Raw genomic sequence first — 15,594 nt, forward strand, 5'->3', positions numbered from 1 at the left:
GTCGCCAACGGCGTCTCGGTGCGCATGGCCGTCCTCTACCTCCTGCTGTCCGGCGACGGGAAGGCCGACCGATGACCCGCACGCAGGATCCGATCGCGGGCGGGTCGGTGCGTGCGGGCCATGCGGGCCTCCTCGGCGCTTATCACAGATGCTCTGCCCCGCGGAAGTCGGTCGACGCGGGTGTCTGGGCGGATGTCCCGCGGTACTACCGTATTCGGATGACACGAAGCGAGACCCACCGCAGCACCGTCACGCCCGACCCGGAGTTCGTGGCCCAGGACTTCAGCCACGAGCAGGAGGGCTACCAGCACGGACTCAAACCCCGCCAGCTGCAGATGATCGCCATCGGCGGCGCGATCGGCACCGGTCTCTTCCTCGGCGCAGGCGGCCGCCTCGCCTCCGCGGGCCCCGCCCTCGCGATCGTCTTCCTGGTCTGCGGCGTCTTCGCCTTCTTCATCCTCCGGGCGCTCGGCGAGCTGGTGCTGCACCGCCCGAGCTCCGGATCCTTCATCTCCTACGCCCGCGAGTTCTACGGCGAGAAGTTCGCCTACGCGGCAGGCTGGATGTACTTCCTCAACTGGGCGACCACCGCGATCGTCGACGTGACCGCCGTGGCGCTGTACATGCACTACTGGTCGGCGTTCACCGCGGCACCGCAGTGGCTGCTGGCCCTCATCGCCCTGGCGGTCGTCCTCGCCCTGAACCTCGTCGCGGTGAAGGTGTTCGGGGAGATGGAGTTCTGGTTCGCGCTCGTGAAGGTCGCGGCCCTCGTGGTCTTCCTCATCGTCGGCATCGTCTGGCTGGCCTGGAGCTTCCCCGTCACGGTGGGCGGCGCCGAGGTCCAGACCGGGTGGACGGTGCTCCAGCAGAACGGCGGCGTCTTCCCGCAGGGCCTCGTCCCCGTGGTGCTGGTCGTGCAGGGCGTCGTCTTCGCGTACGCCGCCATCGAGCTCGTCGGCACCGCGAGCGGCGAGACCCAGGACGTGGAGAAGGTCATCCCCCGCGCCATCAACTCGGTCGTGTTCCGCATCGCGGTCTTCTACGTCGGATCCATCGTGCTGCTCTCGCTCCTGCTCCCCTACACGGCGTACAGCGCCGACCAGAGCCCCTTCGTCACCTTCTTCTCCAGCCTCGGGTCGCCCGAGGTGGGCGCCATCGCCGGATCCGTCATGAACTTCGTCGTGCTCACGGCCGCCATGTCGAGCCTCAACGCGGGCCTCTACAGCACGGGCCGCGTGCTCCACTCCATGGGCATGAACGGATCGGCCCCGAGGTTCACGACCGTCATGTCGAAGGGCGGCGTGCCCTTCGGCGGGATCATGCTCACCGGCTCCATCACGCTGCTCGGCGTCGGCCTCAATGCCGTCGTACCCGAGCAGGCCTTCGAGATCGTGCTCAACGTCGCGGCGCTCGGCATCGTGGCGGGCTGGGCGACCATCATCCTGTGCCAGATGCGCCTGCGCGCCTGGGCGAGGCAGGGCAAGGCGAAGGAGCCGACGTTCCGCCTGCCGGGCGCACCGGTGACGTCGTGGCTGACGCTCGCGTTCCTGGTCAGCGTGCTCGTGCTGATGGCCTTCGACTGGCCGATCGGCACGCTCACCATCGCGTCCCTCGTCGTGATCATCCCGCTGCTCGTCGTGGGCTGGTACCTCCAGCGCGACCGGATCCTCGAGATCGCCCGCGTGCGCGAGGGCATCACCGGGCCGTTCCCCGTCACCGGCCGGGACGCGGCCGACCAGCGGAAGCGCTGACCGACCCTCAGCCCGTCCCGACGCCGTCGTCCCCGACGACGGGGGCGGCGGCGTCCGCGTCGACCGGGGCGGCGGGCTGCGACGGATCCGGCCGCAGCCGCCGCGCGAACGCCATCAGCTCGGCGTCGTGCTGCATGACCCACGCGACGGCCGCGTTCAGGCTGTCGCGCCGCGCGACCCACACCCGCAGCCCGTCGGATCCGAGCCCGCAGGCGTAGACCTCGTAGGTGAAGGGGGCCGCGAGGTCGTCCCGGTGGCGCAGCACCCAGCCGAGGGCGGGCCCGTCGCCGACGCGCACGAGCCACGCTCCGCGCACGGGATGGGCGTGCGGATGCTGCGGCACCGGGCTGATCGCCCCGGTCGCGTCGCCGCTCTGCTTGCTCCACATGCGGATCTCCTCGGGTCCGTCCGACGCGGACCCCACGCCCGCGCCGACGCCCGGCCGCGTCGAGCCGAGCGTACGCGCGCGCACCGACGCCGCACGGTCGGCCGCCCCTCACGAGCAGGCGCCGAGGACGCGGTCGATCACCGTCCGGTCCGCGTCGTCGATGGACATCCCGTACCTGCTCACGACGAACGCGAAGCGCGTGACGTAGAGGCACCGGTAGGCCGCGTCCGGCGGGAGCCACGTGCCCGGCCCCTGGTCCGACTTCACCTGGTTGGTCGGGCCGTCTACCGCCTGCAGCTCGTCGAGGTCGGTCGCGAGCCGCTCGCGGCGCTCGTCGGACCACGACCATGCCCCGTGCTGCCACGCCCAGGACAGCGGCACGAGGTGGTCGATCTGCACGGCCGCGCTCGTCCGGGGGCCGCGTGCGAAGTCGATGCCGCGCCCCGTGTAGACGTCGTCGAGGTGCCCGGCGACCACCGTGCACTCCGGGTCGGACGGGGAGAACGCCACACGGGCGAGGTCGCGGACGAGCGCGTCGTCGCGCTGGTCGCAGCCGTTCCCGTCGGTGTCGGCCCAAGCGGGCCCGAACGCATCGCGGTCGTAGCGCGGGTGCCGCTCCCGCCCGTCGGCGGGGATGGCGGCGGTCATCGCGCGTGCGGCCGCCACGTCGATGCGCCCCTCGCGCACGAGCCCAGCCCGGGCGAGCGTGCGGGCGACGGCGCCGTCGGGAACGTCGGCGGTGAGGCGCCCGCCACCGGAGTCCGGCCCGAGGAGCGCCTCGCGCGCCCCGACCGCCACCGCGATCCCGATGACCGCGACCGCGACCACCGCCAGGAGGAGCCGCACGGCGTCAAGCCGTCTGGCCAGGATCCCCGCGAGCTCGTCGCGCAGCACCGCAGCGGCACGGCCTCCCGCTCGCCGCCGGTCCATCGCGCTCCCGTCCCGGGAGGCACGCAGCCGCCGTCCCGAGGTGCAGGACTACACGATCCTCGTCCCACAGCCGCCGCCGCGGAGCGTCGACCTGGAACGGGAGCGCACGGCCGGGATGGGGAGGGCTCTACCGCCGACCGTCGAGCCTCGAGCCTCGAGGGCCCATCGCCCCCGAGGTCCTCGGACGAGGGTCAGATCAGGAGGCGCGCCGCCGCGATCACGTCGACGACCTCGCCGAGCGACGAGGGCCCTGGCGTGTTCTGGCCGGCGGTGGCGAAGCGCACGAGCGCGAAGGCGATCACGGTGATGACCACGACCGCGGCGATCACGTAGATCCAGATCCGCAGGCCGCCTCGCGCGGGCTGGAGCGGGTTCTGCTCGAGGGGGCCGTCGTGGTCGGGTCGTTCGGGGTGATCGCGCATGCTCGCACCCTACGCCGGTCGCTGCGTCGGTCGACGGACGCCCGGATGCGCCGACGGGCGGTCCCCCGTGGTCGAGGGACCGCCCGTCGGCGGAGGTGCGTCCCGGCGGACGCGTGCGGTGGGTCAGGCGGGCGAGGCCGAGATGCTCTGCGCGAGGACGCCGTCGAGGACGACGGACGCCTCCTCGTCGGTGGACTTCTGCGCGAGAGCGAGCTCGGACACGAGGATCTGGCGGGCCTTCGCGAGCATGCGCTTCTCGCCGGCGGAGACGCCCGAGTCCTGGTCGCGGCGCCAGAGGTCGCGGACGACCTCGCTGACGCGGCGCACGTCTCCGGAGCCCATCTTCTCGGTGTTGGCCTTGAAGCGGCGCGACCAGTTGCCTGCCTCCTCCTCGACGTCGCCGCGGAGCACGTCGAACACGGCCTCGACGCCGGAGCTGTCGATGACGTCGCGCAGGCCGACGAGCTCGGCGTTGTCGACGGGCACGTCGATGACCAGCTCGCTCTGGTGGATCTGGAGGGTGATGTACTTCTTGTCGACCCCCTTGATGGTGCGGGTCTTGACCGCGGTGATCGTGGCTGCGCCGTGGTGGGGGTACACGACGGTCTCCCCTACTTCGAAAATCATGTAGTGCTGTCCTTCGATCCCTCGAGATGTGTGCCGGAGATGTCGCGCACGCGCGTGGAATGCCGCGTGGGCGCCGGCGTCCCGCACCGTGACGCACGCCGTGGGCGTGGCCGTGGTGCGTGGCCGGTGCACCGAGATCACCGGCCGCCGCGGCGCTCTGCTAGGGGCGTCCGCGGTGATGGTCCGACCGGTATTCTCTCACGGTTCTCCCGCTCGCATCGACGCGCTCGACGGGAGGTCGGACGAGCGTCGATGCAACGAACCGGGTACGAGCTGCCCCGCATGCGGAGCGTGTGGTGCACCCCCTCGGACTTGAACCGAGAACCCACTGATTAAGAGTCAGTTGCTCTGCCAATTGAGCTAGAGGTGCAGGTGAGGACCCTGTCGTGCGGGGTACCGGACCGAGAGATGACACTAGCACCACGTCGCGGGCGGACGCGAATCGAGGCCGTGGAGCGTCCGGCAGGGCATCGGGAGCGCGGCCCTACCATGGACGTCGACACCCGCGAACGAGAGGCTCCCCCATGACCGAGACCGCCCGCCTCGAGAAGGGGCAGACCGCCCCCGACTTCACCCTCCCCGACCAGGACGGCTCGCCCGTCACCCTGTCGGACCTCCGCGGGCAGGACGTCATCGTGTACTTCTACCCCGCCGCCGGCACCCCCGGCTGCACCACCCAGGCGTGCGACTTCCGCGACAGCATGGACTCCCTGCAGGCCGCCGGATATCGAGTGCTCGGGATCTCGAAGGACCCGCAGGAGGACCTCGCCCGCTTCCGCGAGGAGCAGGGCCTCGGCTTCACGCTCCTGTCGGACCCCGACCTCGAGGTGCACCGCGCCTACGCCGCGTACGGGGAGAAGTCGCTCTACGGCAAGAAGGTCACCGGCGTGATCCGCTCCACGGTCGTCGTCGACGGCGATGGCCGCGTCGCCCTCCCGCTCTACAACGTCAAGGCGACGGGGCACGTGGCGTCGCTGCGCAAGAAGCTCGGCGTCGACGCCTGAGGCACGCGCGCGCCGGCGTTCAGTCGCGTCGGCGCGTGGCGAGGAGCACCGATCGGGTGAACAGCAGCACCAGCACGACCGCCGAGGGGACGATCAGGCCCCAGCCGAGGTCCTGACGGGCGTCGACGCCCTGCAGGCTGCCCACGCCGACCGCGATCTGCAGCACCTGCCATGTGACGGCCGCGGGCCGCACCCAGCTCCGGCCCTGCAGGATCCCGCGCACGACGGCGCCCAGGAAGACCGCGGCGAGGGCTGCCAGGGCGATGAGCGCGACGGCGCTGGCCAGCGACGAGGGCGTCGAGGTCAGCAGGTCGACGACGAGCAGGGCCGTGACCCCCGCCATGCCCAGCGCCTCGAGGCCCACGAGCACGGTGAGGAGGATCACCGCCGGAGATCGTCGGGACGCTCCCGCGGGATCACGCGGATCGAGGGCATCACCGGTTCCGGTCACAGCACGTTCCCATACAAAGCTATTGATTGATCGTTGGCTCTATGCGACGATATTCGAGGTCGAGTTCGTTCACAGGGTGGTGAGCAGATCCGGAACCGAGCTTACAAGGGACGCATTCCCGAAGCTGAGCATCTCACGAGGAGGGGCCACGTGCCCCGTCCCGATGCGGTTCCCGGACGCCTCGCCCCACCCCCATCCCGCGGCAGATCCGCCGTGCAACGAGTACCGACCTGAGGAGCACCCCTATGGACTGGCGTGACAAGGCAGCCTGCCTGACTGTGGACCCCGAGCTGTTCTTCCCCGTGGGGAACACCGGCCCGGCCGTGGACCAGATCGACAAGGCCAAGGCCGTCTGCGGTCGCTGCTCCGTCACCGAGATGTGCCTGCAGTACGCGCTCGAGACCGGCCAGGACTCGGGTGTCTGGGGCGGGCTCAGCGAGGACGAGCGCCGCGCCCTCAAGCGCCGCGCCGCGCGCGCCCGCCGCGCCAGCTGACACCATCGAAGCACGCACCACCGACGAGAGCCGGGCCGCCCACGGGCAGCCCGGCTCTCGTCGTCCGCGGCGTCCCCGGCCGCACCGCCGATGATCGGGCTCAGGTCGTGACGGGCGCCAGCCAGCGCAGCGGCACCTCGATGGTCACCTCGGTCCCGCTGCCCATGAGCGTGTGCCAGTCGATCGTCCCGCCGAGCTCCCCCTGGATGAGCGTGCGCACGATCTGCGTCCCCAGCCCCGTGCCGACCTTGCCCTCGGGCAGCCCCACGCCGTCGTCGCGGACGCTGACGGTGAGCGTCTCCTCGGTGCGCGCGGCCTCGATGGCGACCTCGCCCGATCGCCCCGCCAGCCCGTGCTCGACCGCGTTGGTGACGAGCTCGGTGAGCGCGAGGGCGAGCGGCGTCGCGTAGGCGCTCGGCAGCACGCCGAAGCTGCCGAGGATCTTCGGGTGCACGCGCGTGTTGTGCGCGGACGCGACCTCGGCGATGAGGAGCAGCACGCGGTCGAACACCGCGTCGAAGTCGACGTTCTGGTTGAGCCCCTCGCTGAGCGTGTCGTGCACGACGGCGATGGCGCCCACCCGGCGCTGCGCATGGCCGAGCGCCTCGCGCGCCTCCTCCGTGTGCGAGCGGCGGGCTTGGATCCGGAGCAGGCTCGCGACGGTCTGCAGGTTGTTCTTGACCCGGTGGTGGATCTCGCGGATGGTCGCGTCCTTGGTGATCAGCTCGCGCTCCTGGTGGCGCAGCTCCGTCACGTCACGGCAGAGGACGACGGCGCCGACCCGCTCGCCGTGGCTGCGGATCGGGATGGCGCGGAGCGAGACGGTGACGCCGCGGGACTCGATGTCCGTGCGCCAGGGTGCGCGACCGGCGACGATGAGCGGCAGCGACTCGTCGACGGTCAGCCGCTTGCCGGTGAGGAGGCTGGACGTGGCGTCGGCGAGCGACTCCCCCTCGAGCTCCTCGGAGAAGCCCATGCGGTTGAACGCGCTCAGGGCGTTGGGGCTCGCGAAGGTCGTGATGCCGTCCACGTCGAGGCGGAGCAGGCCGTCGGATGCGCGGGGCGCCCCGCGGCGGGGGCCGGTCGGGGAGCCGAGGTCGGGGAAGTCGCCGTCCGCGATCATCGCGAACAGGTCGTTGGCGCACTCGTTGAACGTCAGCTCCTGGCGGCTCGGCGTCCGCGTCTCGCTGAGGTTGGTGTGCCGCGTGATGACGGCGATGGGCGTGTCGGTGGTCTCGGGGCTGCCCTGCGCGAGGCGGCGCAGCACCGGGACGGCGCGCACGCGGGTCGGCGTCTCCTCGTACCAGTCGGGCGCCGACGAGTCGATGATGCGGGCGGTCTCGTGGGCGTCCGTGACCTGCTTGCGCCACTCCGCCTTGATCGGCTGGCCGACGAAGTCGCGGTAGAACAGCGTGGCCGAGCTCGACGGCCGGGCATGGGCGACCGCGACGAAGCTGCCGCTCACGGTGGGGACCCACAGCACGATGTCCGCGAACGCGAGGTCGGCGAGGAGCTGCCAGTCGCCGACGAGGAGGTGCAGCCACTCGACGTCGGCGTCGGAGGACAGACCCTGGGCATGCACGAGATCGCTGAGCGTGGACACGTCTACAGCCTAGGCGGGCCGGGCGCGCTCCTCCCCCGCCGGATCGGCACCTCGACGGCGGGATCCGGCGACACGACGCGCCCTGCGGGGCGCGTCCTCGGGAGGCAGGAGCGTCGTGCGGGTGAACCGCGACCACTCGACGAGCGCGGGCGATCGCGGGGCGATGTCGCGCAGCGTCGCCCCCGCGAGCACGGCGGCGTCGAGCGACTCCCGGTCCTCGGGCACGTACGCCGCTGCCTCCACGCTCCCGAACCGGAAGAGGGTGCGGCGCACCTGCCCGGCGGCGTCCCAGCCGCCGGCGCTGGGGCGGACCCGGTTGACGAGCACGGACACCCGCGACGGGTCGACGATCTCGAGGAGCTGCACGTAGGCGCGGAAGAAGCGGGAGAGGCCCACCGTGTCCGCGGCGACGACGGCGACGACGTGGTCCGCGCCGCGCAGCACCGCGTGCGTCGCCGCGTTGCGGCGGGGTGCGAACATGTCGCTCGAGATCTCCTCGTCGTCCTCGAGGTTGAACGAGGCATCGACCACCGTGTAGTCGCGCCAGACCCGGCAGGCCTGCAGCACTGCGGACACGCGTCCCTCGGCGAGCTCCGGCCACCTGTCCGGCCGCGAGATGCCCGTGAGCACCGAGAACCCGGGGGCCCGCGTGGACGGGTGGTGCTGGGCGATCCGATCCAGCTCCTCCACCGTGAGGCTGTCGGCGGCGGCGAGGCGGCAGGCCGCGGCGAAGCCAGGAGCCTCGTCCAGCAGGCCCAGGGTGGCGGCCACCGTGCCGCCGTGGACGTCCGCATCGACGAGCACGGCGGATCGACCCGCCGCCGCGACCTCGCCGGCGATCGCCAGGGCCGTGGTGGTCCGCCCCGGAGCTCCCTGCGGGCCCCATACGGCGATCACGCGGCCCACCGTCTCCCGTCCGCCCGTGCCGGTGGCCTCGTCCCGCTCCCGCTCCCGCTCCCGTTCCCGGACCACCGGAGCCGGAACGCGCGGACGACGCACGAGCCCGAGGCGTCCGAGGAGCGACCGGTCGCGGCGGCTGGGTCCCGTCATCTTCCGCGAGCTCCTGGCGGACCACGCGCTCGCCGCGGGGCGCGAGGAGCCGTCCGGTCCGCTCCAGCCGCCGGGGGCCTCATCGTCGTGACCGGGCCCCCGCGTCGCCCGTCGCGTGGCGGCCTGCGGGATACGGGCCCGGTCCGGCCGGTCGCCCGGGACGCCGTGCTCCGGAGGGCCGACCTCCAGGTGCGCCGCGACGGCATCGGCGCGCCGGACACCGGACGCCAGGCCGCCGACGACCCCCATCGGACGCGCCGCGAGGAGCAGCTCCTCGATCTCGCGCCAGGTGGCCCCCTCGTCCACGACCTCATGGTGTCCGAGCGACTGCGCGTTCCGACGGTCGGCCTCGCTCGACGCGACGGCGACCGCTCGCGCGCCCCGCTCGTCGAGCGCCGCCAGCACGTCGCGGTCGAGCGTCGCCGCGGAGGCGGCGATGACCAGGTGCAGGGGATCGACCGTGGCCGCCTGCACCGCCGCGATCACCTCGGCCGCGCCGGTGACGCGTGCCAGGACCGCGTGACCGGCATCGACGATGTCACGCAGGAGCGCGTCCTCCACGCGCGGCGGCAGGGCGAGGACGAGGGACGCCACGCTCAGGCCCCCGCGTCGCCGACGGGCACGAGCGTGATCTGGTCGCGCGCGTCCGTCGACGCGAGGACCGCCGCGACATCCTGACGAGGGACCGTCAGCTGAACCTGCACGCGGTCCTGGTCCGCGACGAAGCCCTCGGGCCGGATCACCTGCGCGACGGTGGCCCCCGAGACGATGACGCGCGGTGCGTCGTAGGCGTTCGTGCCCGAGCCCTTTGCCGCTGCCGCCCAGATGTCGACGACGGTCCCGGCGGACACGAGGTGGTCGACGCCCGCGGAGGTGGGGATGACGACGGATGCCGTGGTGCGCGCCTCCGCCGAGGAGAGCGATGACCTCGGGACCAGCTCCCCCGCGCCCACGAAGCGCGTGACCACCAGGCCGTCAGCGGAATCCGGGGAGACGTAGAGGTCGGCCGCCCCGTCGATGCGCACCCGCACGGGCACGAGGTCGGAGGCGTGGACCGTGCTCCCCGCGTCGAGGGCGGAACCGGCGGCCATGACGACCACCGTGGAGTCCGCGGAACGCAGCAGCGCCACGACGCCGCCCGTGGACACGAGCACCAGGACGAGCCCGACGACGAAGCGGGGATCCAGCCAGACAGGACGGCGCGCCGGACGCGCAGGACGTGGGGTGGGAGGCATGCCGGTCAATGTCGGGGACGGCGTGGACCGGCGTCGCGGGTTGTCCACATGCTGCCGCGACGCGGACGATCAGACGCGCACGAGGACGATGCCCGCGAGGGGCACGAGCCGGTACCCGGAGACGGCGGACTCCCGACGCGGCAGGCCCGCCTCGTGGACCGCGACGTCGACGTGGTCGCGGGCGACGCGATCCAGCGTGCCGCCGACGACGGTGTCCTGGAGCCGCAGCTCGACGCGCGCGCGGCGGCGGCAGAGGTCGCGGAGGACGAAGGGCAGCCCGATCCGGTCGACGATGCCGCGCTCGGGCGGGAGCTCGGAGACGGGAGCCAGGCTCGACCGCACCTGCTCCCTGTCCAGGGCGATCGCGTGGATCGAGGCCAACGGCAGGATGCACGCCCGCTCCTCTCGCGACGCCTCCTCCTCGCCCGGGACGACGAGGTCCCCTGACATCCAGTCGCGTCCGAGCACCTTCGCGCGGAGGTCGATCCAGGTGCCGTCCGACAGCGACAGCCGCAGCGCCCGTGCCTGACCGGACGCGGTGAGGGCGCGGAGCCGGTCGCGCATGACGGTGCGCGCGACCCGGACGCGCTCCTCCTCGGCGCGCTGGTCGCGCTCCTCGGCGAGCCGCGCGGTCTCCCACTGGCCCTCGAGGTCGTCGAAGAGGTTCTCCCACCTCATCGGGCGCCGATCCGCGGGATCCGGGGCGGACAGGGTGGCAGCGGCGACGGCTCGGACATCCCGGTCACCTTGGGTCCCTTCCTTGACATCCGCTCTCAGTTCTCCACATGTTGTGCGCTGGACGTGCGCCGAGCCTCTCGCGCTGTCACAGTTGACCAGTCATCGTGGTCCCCCGATCGGGGGGGAGCACCGGGATGGGAGTGACGCATGAGTGAAGCAGTGCCGCGGGAGGATCTCCCCGACCGCCGGAGCACCGTCGCCGGGGATGCCGAGGGGGCGCCGACGCGCCGGTCCGGTGGCCGGAAGCCCGCCTCCGCGCCATCGTCGGGGTCGAGCGCGGCGACCGGATCGTCGTCCACGGCGGCCCCCGCCCCGACCGCGACCGTCCGGGGCACTGTCCGCAAGCGCTTCGACGTCGACGACTTCTTCGGCCGCCAGCCCTGCAGCAGCCAGGACCTCCCCCCATCCGGCCCGCTGCTCGAGAACCTCACCCGCTGCGTCATCGAGATCCTCGCGGGAGCCCGCGAGCTCGACCAGATCGCGCGCTGGGTCAGCGACGACGTCTACCGCCACCTCCTCAAGCGCGTGGTCCTCAGCGCTCGCGCCCGGCGCACCAAGGGGCAGTCGGTGACCCGGCCGGTGTTCACCATCGGCACGGTCACGTCGTTCTCACCCCGCGACGGGGTCATCGAGGCCGTCATCGTCGTGCACGGGCGGGCGCGAGCCCGGGCCGTGGCCATCCGGCTCGAGGGTCTGGATCGGCGCTGGCGCGCCACGGCCATCAACGTCCTGTAGACGCCGCTCCACCACGAAGGGCGCACCTCCCGAGGGAGGTGCGCCCTTCGTCGTGCGCCCGGCGTCCGTGCGCGACCCGTGTCGGCGGGAAGCCCGCCGACGCGGATGATCCCTACTTGCGTCGATCGGCCTTGCGGCGCTCCTCGCGGTTCTGGGGGGCGGCTGCCGCGGCGCCGGTGGGCTGGCCGAAGGCGCCACGGGCGGGCGGGCCCTGCGGGGTCTCCGGCTCGTCCTCGCCGACGAGCACGGCGTCCTCCGCCTGCTGGTCCTTCCGCGCCTTGGCGGTCGCCGCCTTCTCGATCTGCCCGCGCTGGTTGCGGACCTCGACGCCACCGTCGTCCGTCGGAGCGGTGTAGCGGAGCTTGTCCGCCGTCGCCTGGTTGGCGGCGAGGCCCTTCGCCTGGATGCGCGGGCCCACGGACTCGGCGTCGGCCGGAGCCTGCACCTCGACCTCCAGGTTGAACAGGAAGCCGACCGTCTCCTCGCGGATGGCGCCCATCATCTGTTGGAAGAGCGCGAAGCCCTCGCGCTGGTACTCGACCAGCGGGTCGCGCTGGGCCATGGCGCGCAGGCCGATGCCGTCCTTGAGGTAGTCCATCTCGTAGAGGTGCTCGCGCCAGCGGCGGTCGATGACCGAGAGGACCACACGACGCTCGAGCTCGCGCATGGCCGCCTCGCCCAGCTGCTCCTCGCGCTTGGAGTAGGCGAGCTTGGCGTCCGAGAGGATCTCGCGCCGCACGAAGTCGCGGTTGACCCGGCCCTTGCTGCCGGCCTCCGTGATGACCTCGTCGATCGTGATGGAGATCGGGTACAGCGTCTTGAGCTCGGTCCAGAGGGCGTCGAAGTCCCAGTCGTCGCCGTTGCCCTCGCCGATGTGCGAGTCGAGCACGTCGTCGATGACGGCCTCGAGGAAGCGCTGCGAGCGCTCCTGCAGGTCGTCGCCCTCGAGGATGTGGCGGCGGTCGCCGTAGATGGCCTCGCGCTGGCGGTTGAGGACGTCGTCGTACTTGAGGACGTTCTTGCGGATCTCGGCGTTGCGCGCCTCGACCTGGCCCTGGGCGCTGCGGATCGCCCGGCTGACGACCTTCGACTCGATGGCCACGTCGTCCGGGACGCTGTCGCGGCCCATGAGGCTCGCGGCGGCGCCGTTGTTGAACAGGCGCATGAGGTCGTCGGTGAGCGACAGGTAGAAGCGGCTCTCGCCGGGATCGCCCTGGCGGCCGGAGCGACCGCGCAGCTGGTTGTCGATGCGGCGCGACTCGTGGCGCTCGGTGCCGAGGACGTACAGTCCGCCGGCGTCGATGACCTTCGCCGCCTCCTCGTCGACCTCCGCCTTGACCTTCGCGAACACGTCGTCCCACTCGGTCTCGTACTGCTCGGGGGTCTCGACGGGGCTGAGGCCGCGCGCGTTCATGGCGGCGACCGCGAGGAACTCGGCGTTGCCGCCGAGCATGATGTCGGTGCCGCGGCCGGCCATGTTGGTGGCGACCGTGACGGATCCGAGGCGACCGGCCTGAGCGACGATGGCCGCCTCGCGCGCGTGGTTCTTCGCGTTGAGGACCTCGTGGCGGACGCCCTTCTTGGCGAGGAGCTTGGAGAGGTACTCGCTCTTCTCGACGCTCGTGGTGCCGACGAGCACGGGCTGGCCGGCCGCGTGGCGCTCCGCGATGTCCTCGACGACCTGCTCGAACTTCGCCTTCTCGTTCTTGTAGATGAGGTCGGACTGGTCCTTGCGCTGCATGGGCCGGTTCGTGGGGATCGGGACGACGCCGAGCTTGTAGGTGCTCATGAACTCGGCGGCCTCGGTCTCAGCCGTACCCGTCATGCCGGAGAGCTTCTTGTAGAGGCGGAAGTAGTTCTGCAGCGTGACGGTGGCGAGGGTCTGGTTCTCGGCCTTGACCGCGACGCCCTCCTTCGCCTCGATGGCCTGGTGGATGCCCTCGTTGTAGCGGCGGCCCATGAGGATGCGGCCGGTGTGCTCGTCGACGATGAGGACCTCGCCGTTCATGACGACGTAGTCCTTGTCCTTCTTGAACAGGGCCTTGGCCTTGATCGAGTTGTTGAGGAACGAGATGAGCGGGGTGTTCGCGGACTCGTAGAGGTTGTCGATGCCGAGGTGGTCCTCCACCTTCTCGATGCCGGCCTCGAGGACGCCGACGGTGCGCTTCTTCTCGTCGACCTCGTAGTCGACGTCGGGGACGAGGCGCTTGGCGACGGTCGCGAACTCGGTGAACCACCGGTTCGCGTCGCCGGCGGACGGGCCCGAGATGATGAGCGGCGTGCGGGCCTCGTCGATGAGGATCGAGTCCACCTCGTCGACCACCGCGAAGAAGTGGCCGCGCTGCACCATGTCGGAGGCCTGCCACGCCATGTTGTCGCGCAGGTAGTCGAAGCCGAACTCGTTGTTGGTGCCGTACGTGATGTCGGCGGCGTACTGCTCGCGGCGCTGCTGCGGGGTCTGGCCCGCGAGGATCACGCCCGTGGTCATGCCGAGGGCGCGGAAGACGCGGCCCATGAGCTCGCTCTGGTAGCTCGCGAGGTAGTCGTTGACCGTGATGACGTGCACGCCGCGCGAGGCGATGGCGTTGAGGTACGCGGGCAGCGTGGCGACGAGGGTCTTGCCCTCGCCCGTCTTCATCTCGGCGATGTTGCCGAGGTGGAGGGCGGCGCCGCCCATGATCTGGACGTCGAAGTGACGGAGGCCGAGGGTGCGGCGCGACGCCTCGCGGACGGCGGCGAACGCCTCGGGCAGCAGGTCGTCGAGGGACTCGCCGTTGGCGTGGCGCTCGCGCAGCTCGACGGTCTCGTTCTTCAGCTCCTCGTCGGTGAGGTGCGTGAAGTCCTCCTCGAGCTGGTTCACCGCCTTCGCGTAGTTCTGCAGCTTGCGGAGCGTGCGCCCCTCGCCGACGCGAAGGACCTTCTCGAGTACTGAGGCCATCGGTGTCTCCCTGCGTAGATGGGCGGGCGCCGCATGACGACGACCGCCTGGACGGCGCGCGGATGTCGCCGCCGACGAGCTCCGCCATAGTACCGGCTCGTCCGGTGCCCTTCCCGGGAGCGCCCTGACCCGTGGACCCGGAAGACGGGCGAGGCCCCGCGCGCCGGAGCGCGCGGGGCCTCGCGGAGGAGGGTGCGGGTCAGCGGCGGAGCGACCGGGATCCCGCGCCGGCGCCGGCGAGCTCCTGCTCTCCGTCGGCCAGGCCGATGACGCCGTAGTCCCAGCCCTTGCGGCGGTAGACGACGCTCGGGCGGTCGGTCTCCGCGTCGATGAAGAGGAAGAAGTCGTGGCCCACGAGCTCCATGTGCTCGAGGGCCTGGTCGACCGTCATGGACTGCGACGGGAACACCTTGGTGCGGATGACCACGGGGCAGTAGTCGTCCTCGTCCACCGGCTGGTCGACGGGTGCGACGCTCTTCCCGTTGACGCGCTCGATGAGCTCGGCGTCGGCCGGGTCGAGGTCGATCTGCGCGAAGCCCCCGGTGGCCGCCTCGTGGAGCGACACGGGGCGGTGGTTCCCGCGGTGGATCTTCTTCTTGTCCTTCGCCCGGCGCAGCCGTTCGAGCATGCGGCCCATGGCGAGGTCGAAGGCCGCGAACTTGTCGGCGGCGCTGCTCTCGGCGCGGATGACGGGGCCGGGCCCCACCAGCGTGATCTCCACGCGGTCGTCCCCGGCGGACCCGCCGGACTTCTCGCTGTGCCGCGAGACCTTGATGTCGAGCGAGATGGACTTCTCGGCGAGCTGGACGATCTTGTCGGCCTTCTCGGTGGCGTACACGCGGAATCGGTCGGTGATCTCCGCGTTGCGGCCGGTGATGTTGATGTCCATGACGTACCTCCAGATCATGACGCGTCGCCCGCTGGAAGAGGGCGATCACTTTCACGCCTTTCGGGCGAGCCTAGACCTCGGGCTCCTGCCTGCGCGAGGCATCCGGCAGGTGGATGGCGAGCGCATCGGACATGCACAGGCAGCGACGGGCGGGTCATCTCGCGCGTGCCCCGCCGCCGCGGGAGCGGTCGGGGACGGCCGTGAGGACCGCGCACGCCACGACCTCGCCGCCTGCGGCGCGGACGGCCCGGCACGTCTCGCGGAGGGTGGCGCCGGTGGTGAGCACGTCGTCGACCACGAGGATCCGCCGGCCGGCGAGGTCGGCGCGCGCGGTGAGGC

At 71.8% G+C, this 15,594-nt stretch carries 16 protein-coding genes and 1 tRNA gene; 4 read left to right on the top strand and 13 right to left on the bottom strand.

Features of this window, described 5'->3' with window-relative positions; all coding sequences use genetic code 11:
- Positions 1-218 precede the first annotated feature (218 nt).
- A complete protein-coding gene (locus DZG00_RS04645) occupies positions 219-1,751 on the top strand; it encodes an amino acid permease (RefSeq protein WP_119383182.1) in 1,533 nt (510 codons plus the stop codon).
- A 7-nt stretch (positions 1,752-1,758) separates the two neighbouring features.
- Here the strand turns inward: DZG00_RS04645 and DZG00_RS04650 are convergent, their stop codons facing one another.
- The 5 genes from DZG00_RS04650 to DZG00_RS04670 all read right to left on the bottom strand — a co-directional run bounded on the left by DZG00_RS04650 (position 1,759) and on the right by DZG00_RS04670 (position 4,488).
- A complete protein-coding gene (locus DZG00_RS04650; protein ID WP_119455418.1) occupies positions 1,759-2,139 on the bottom strand; it encodes a DUF3572 family protein in 381 nt (126 codons plus the stop codon).
- A 108-nt stretch (positions 2,140-2,247) separates the two neighbouring features.
- On the bottom strand, positions 2,248-3,069 hold the full coding sequence (locus tag DZG00_RS04655) for an HNH endonuclease family protein (protein WP_119455417.1): 822 nt from the start codon (positions 3,067-3,069) through the stop codon (positions 2,248-2,250).
- 191 nt (positions 3,070-3,260) lie between these two features.
- Entirely contained in the window at positions 3,261-3,491 is a 231-nt protein-coding gene (locus DZG00_RS04660; protein WP_119381547.1) for a hypothetical protein, read from the bottom strand.
- A 123-nt stretch (positions 3,492-3,614) separates the two neighbouring features.
- The gene (locus tag DZG00_RS04665) at positions 3,615-4,118 is read right to left on the bottom strand and encodes a CarD family transcriptional regulator (protein WP_086513778.1); all 504 of its coding nucleotides are present in this window, start codon (positions 4,116-4,118) and stop codon (positions 3,615-3,617) included.
- A gap of 294 nt (positions 4,119-4,412) precedes the next feature.
- Positions 4,413-4,488 (bottom strand) — tRNA-Lys (locus DZG00_RS04670).
- Between the two features lie 154 nt (positions 4,489-4,642).
- On the opposite strand from DZG00_RS04670, the gene bcp reads away from it, so the two are divergent.
- The gene (bcp, locus tag DZG00_RS04675; protein ID WP_119381548.1) at positions 4,643-5,122 is read left to right on the top strand and encodes a thioredoxin-dependent thiol peroxidase; all 480 of its coding nucleotides are present in this window, start codon (positions 4,643-4,645) and stop codon (positions 5,120-5,122) included.
- 19 nt (positions 5,123-5,141) lie between these two features.
- Here the strand turns inward: bcp and DZG00_RS04680 are convergent, their stop codons facing one another.
- Positions 5,142-5,507 (bottom strand): hypothetical protein, encoded by a 366-nt coding sequence (locus DZG00_RS04680; RefSeq protein WP_233548884.1) that lies wholly within the window; start codon positions 5,505-5,507, stop codon positions 5,142-5,144.
- 311 nt (positions 5,508-5,818) lie between these two features.
- Between DZG00_RS04680 and DZG00_RS04685 the strand changes: the two genes are divergently transcribed.
- Positions 5,819-6,067 carry a WhiB family transcriptional regulator gene (locus tag DZG00_RS04685; protein ID WP_012037746.1) on the top strand — a complete coding sequence of 83 codons (249 nt, stop codon included), beginning with the start codon at positions 5,819-5,821 and terminating at the stop codon, positions 6,065-6,067.
- Positions 6,068-6,167: 100 nt separating this feature from the next.
- Here DZG00_RS04685 and DZG00_RS04690 read toward each other — a convergent pair whose 3' ends face one another.
- The 4 genes from DZG00_RS04690 to DZG00_RS04705 form a co-directional block, all read right to left on the bottom strand.
- Positions 6,168-7,670, bottom strand: a complete 1,503-nt coding sequence (locus tag DZG00_RS04690; RefSeq protein WP_119381550.1) for a sensor histidine kinase — start codon at positions 7,668-7,670, stop codon at positions 6,168-6,170.
- Positions 7,671-7,679: 9 nt separating this feature from the next.
- On the bottom strand, positions 7,680-9,314 hold the full coding sequence (locus DZG00_RS04695; RefSeq protein ID WP_199688901.1) for a CpaE/TadZ family protein: 1,635 nt from the start codon (positions 9,312-9,314) through the stop codon (positions 7,680-7,682).
- Positions 9,315-9,316: 2 nt separating this feature from the next.
- Positions 9,317-9,955: a hypothetical protein gene (locus DZG00_RS04700; protein WP_119381556.1), complete on the bottom strand. Its 639-nt coding sequence runs from the start codon at positions 9,953-9,955 to the stop codon at positions 9,317-9,319.
- 69 nt (positions 9,956-10,024) lie between these two features.
- The gene (locus tag DZG00_RS04705; RefSeq protein WP_119381551.1) at positions 10,025-10,633 is read right to left on the bottom strand and encodes a hypothetical protein; all 609 of its coding nucleotides are present in this window, start codon (positions 10,631-10,633) and stop codon (positions 10,025-10,027) included.
- A gap of 207 nt (positions 10,634-10,840) precedes the next feature.
- On the opposite strand from DZG00_RS04705, the gene DZG00_RS04710 reads away from it, so the two are divergent.
- Complete coding sequence (locus DZG00_RS04710) at positions 10,841-11,428, top strand: Rv3235 family protein (RefSeq protein ID WP_119381552.1); 588 nt, start codon at positions 10,841-10,843, stop codon at positions 11,426-11,428.
- Between the two features lie 112 nt (positions 11,429-11,540).
- Here the strand turns inward: DZG00_RS04710 and secA are convergent, their stop codons facing one another.
- The 3 genes from secA to DZG00_RS04725 all read right to left on the bottom strand — a co-directional run.
- Complete coding sequence (gene secA, locus DZG00_RS04715) at positions 11,541-14,366, bottom strand: preprotein translocase subunit SecA (protein WP_119381553.1); 2,826 nt, start codon at positions 14,364-14,366, stop codon at positions 11,541-11,543.
- Positions 14,367-14,565: 199 nt separating this feature from the next.
- Positions 14,566-15,255, bottom strand: coding sequence for a ribosome hibernation-promoting factor, HPF/YfiA family (gene hpf / locus DZG00_RS04720; protein ID WP_119381554.1), 690 nt, complete (start codon positions 15,253-15,255; stop codon positions 14,566-14,568).
- Between the two features lie 154 nt (positions 15,256-15,409).
- A partial coding sequence (locus tag DZG00_RS04725) for a phosphoribosyltransferase family protein (RefSeq protein WP_255414013.1) occupies positions 15,410-15,594 on the bottom strand: 185 nt, incomplete at its 5' end.

It is taken from the genome of Clavibacter lycopersici (genome assembly GCF_003576405.1).
Lineage (GTDB): Bacteria > Actinomycetota > Actinomycetes > Actinomycetales > Microbacteriaceae > Clavibacter > Clavibacter lycopersici.

Coding starts and splice junctions, on each gene's coding strand:
- DZG00_RS04685 (WP_012037746.1), top strand. CDS start 5,819: ATGGACTGGCGTGACAAGGCAGCCTGCCTGACTGTGGACCCCGAGCTG.
- DZG00_RS04710 (WP_119381552.1), top strand. CDS start 10,841: ATGAGTGAAGCAGTGCCGCGGGAGGATCTCCCCGACCGCCGGAGCACC.
- DZG00_RS04660 (WP_119381547.1), bottom strand. CDS start 3,491: ATGCGCGATCACCCCGAACGACCCGACCACGACGGCCCCCTCGAGCAG.
- DZG00_RS04650 (WP_119455418.1), bottom strand. CDS start 2,139: ATGTGGAGCAAGCAGAGCGGCGACGCGACCGGGGCGATCAGCCCGGTG.
- bcp (WP_119381548.1), top strand. CDS start 4,643: ATGACCGAGACCGCCCGCCTCGAGAAGGGGCAGACCGCCCCCGACTTC.
- DZG00_RS04655 (WP_119455417.1), bottom strand. CDS start 3,069: ATGGACCGGCGGCGAGCGGGAGGCCGTGCCGCTGCGGTGCTGCGCGAC.
- DZG00_RS04705 (WP_119381551.1), bottom strand. CDS start 10,633: ATGAGGTGGGAGAACCTCTTCGACGACCTCGAGGGCCAGTGGGAGACC.
- DZG00_RS04700 (WP_119381556.1), bottom strand. CDS start 9,955: ATGCCTCCCACCCCACGTCCTGCGCGTCCGGCGCGCCGTCCTGTCTGG.
- hpf (WP_119381554.1), bottom strand. CDS start 15,255: ATGGACATCAACATCACCGGCCGCAACGCGGAGATCACCGACCGATTC.
- secA (WP_119381553.1), bottom strand. CDS start 14,366: ATGGCCTCAGTACTCGAGAAGGTCCTTCGCGTCGGCGAGGGGCGCACG.
- DZG00_RS04665 (WP_086513778.1), bottom strand. CDS start 4,118: ATGATTTTCGAAGTAGGGGAGACCGTCGTGTACCCCCACCACGGCGCA.
- DZG00_RS04645 (WP_119383182.1), top strand. CDS start 219: ATGACACGAAGCGAGACCCACCGCAGCACCGTCACGCCCGACCCGGAG.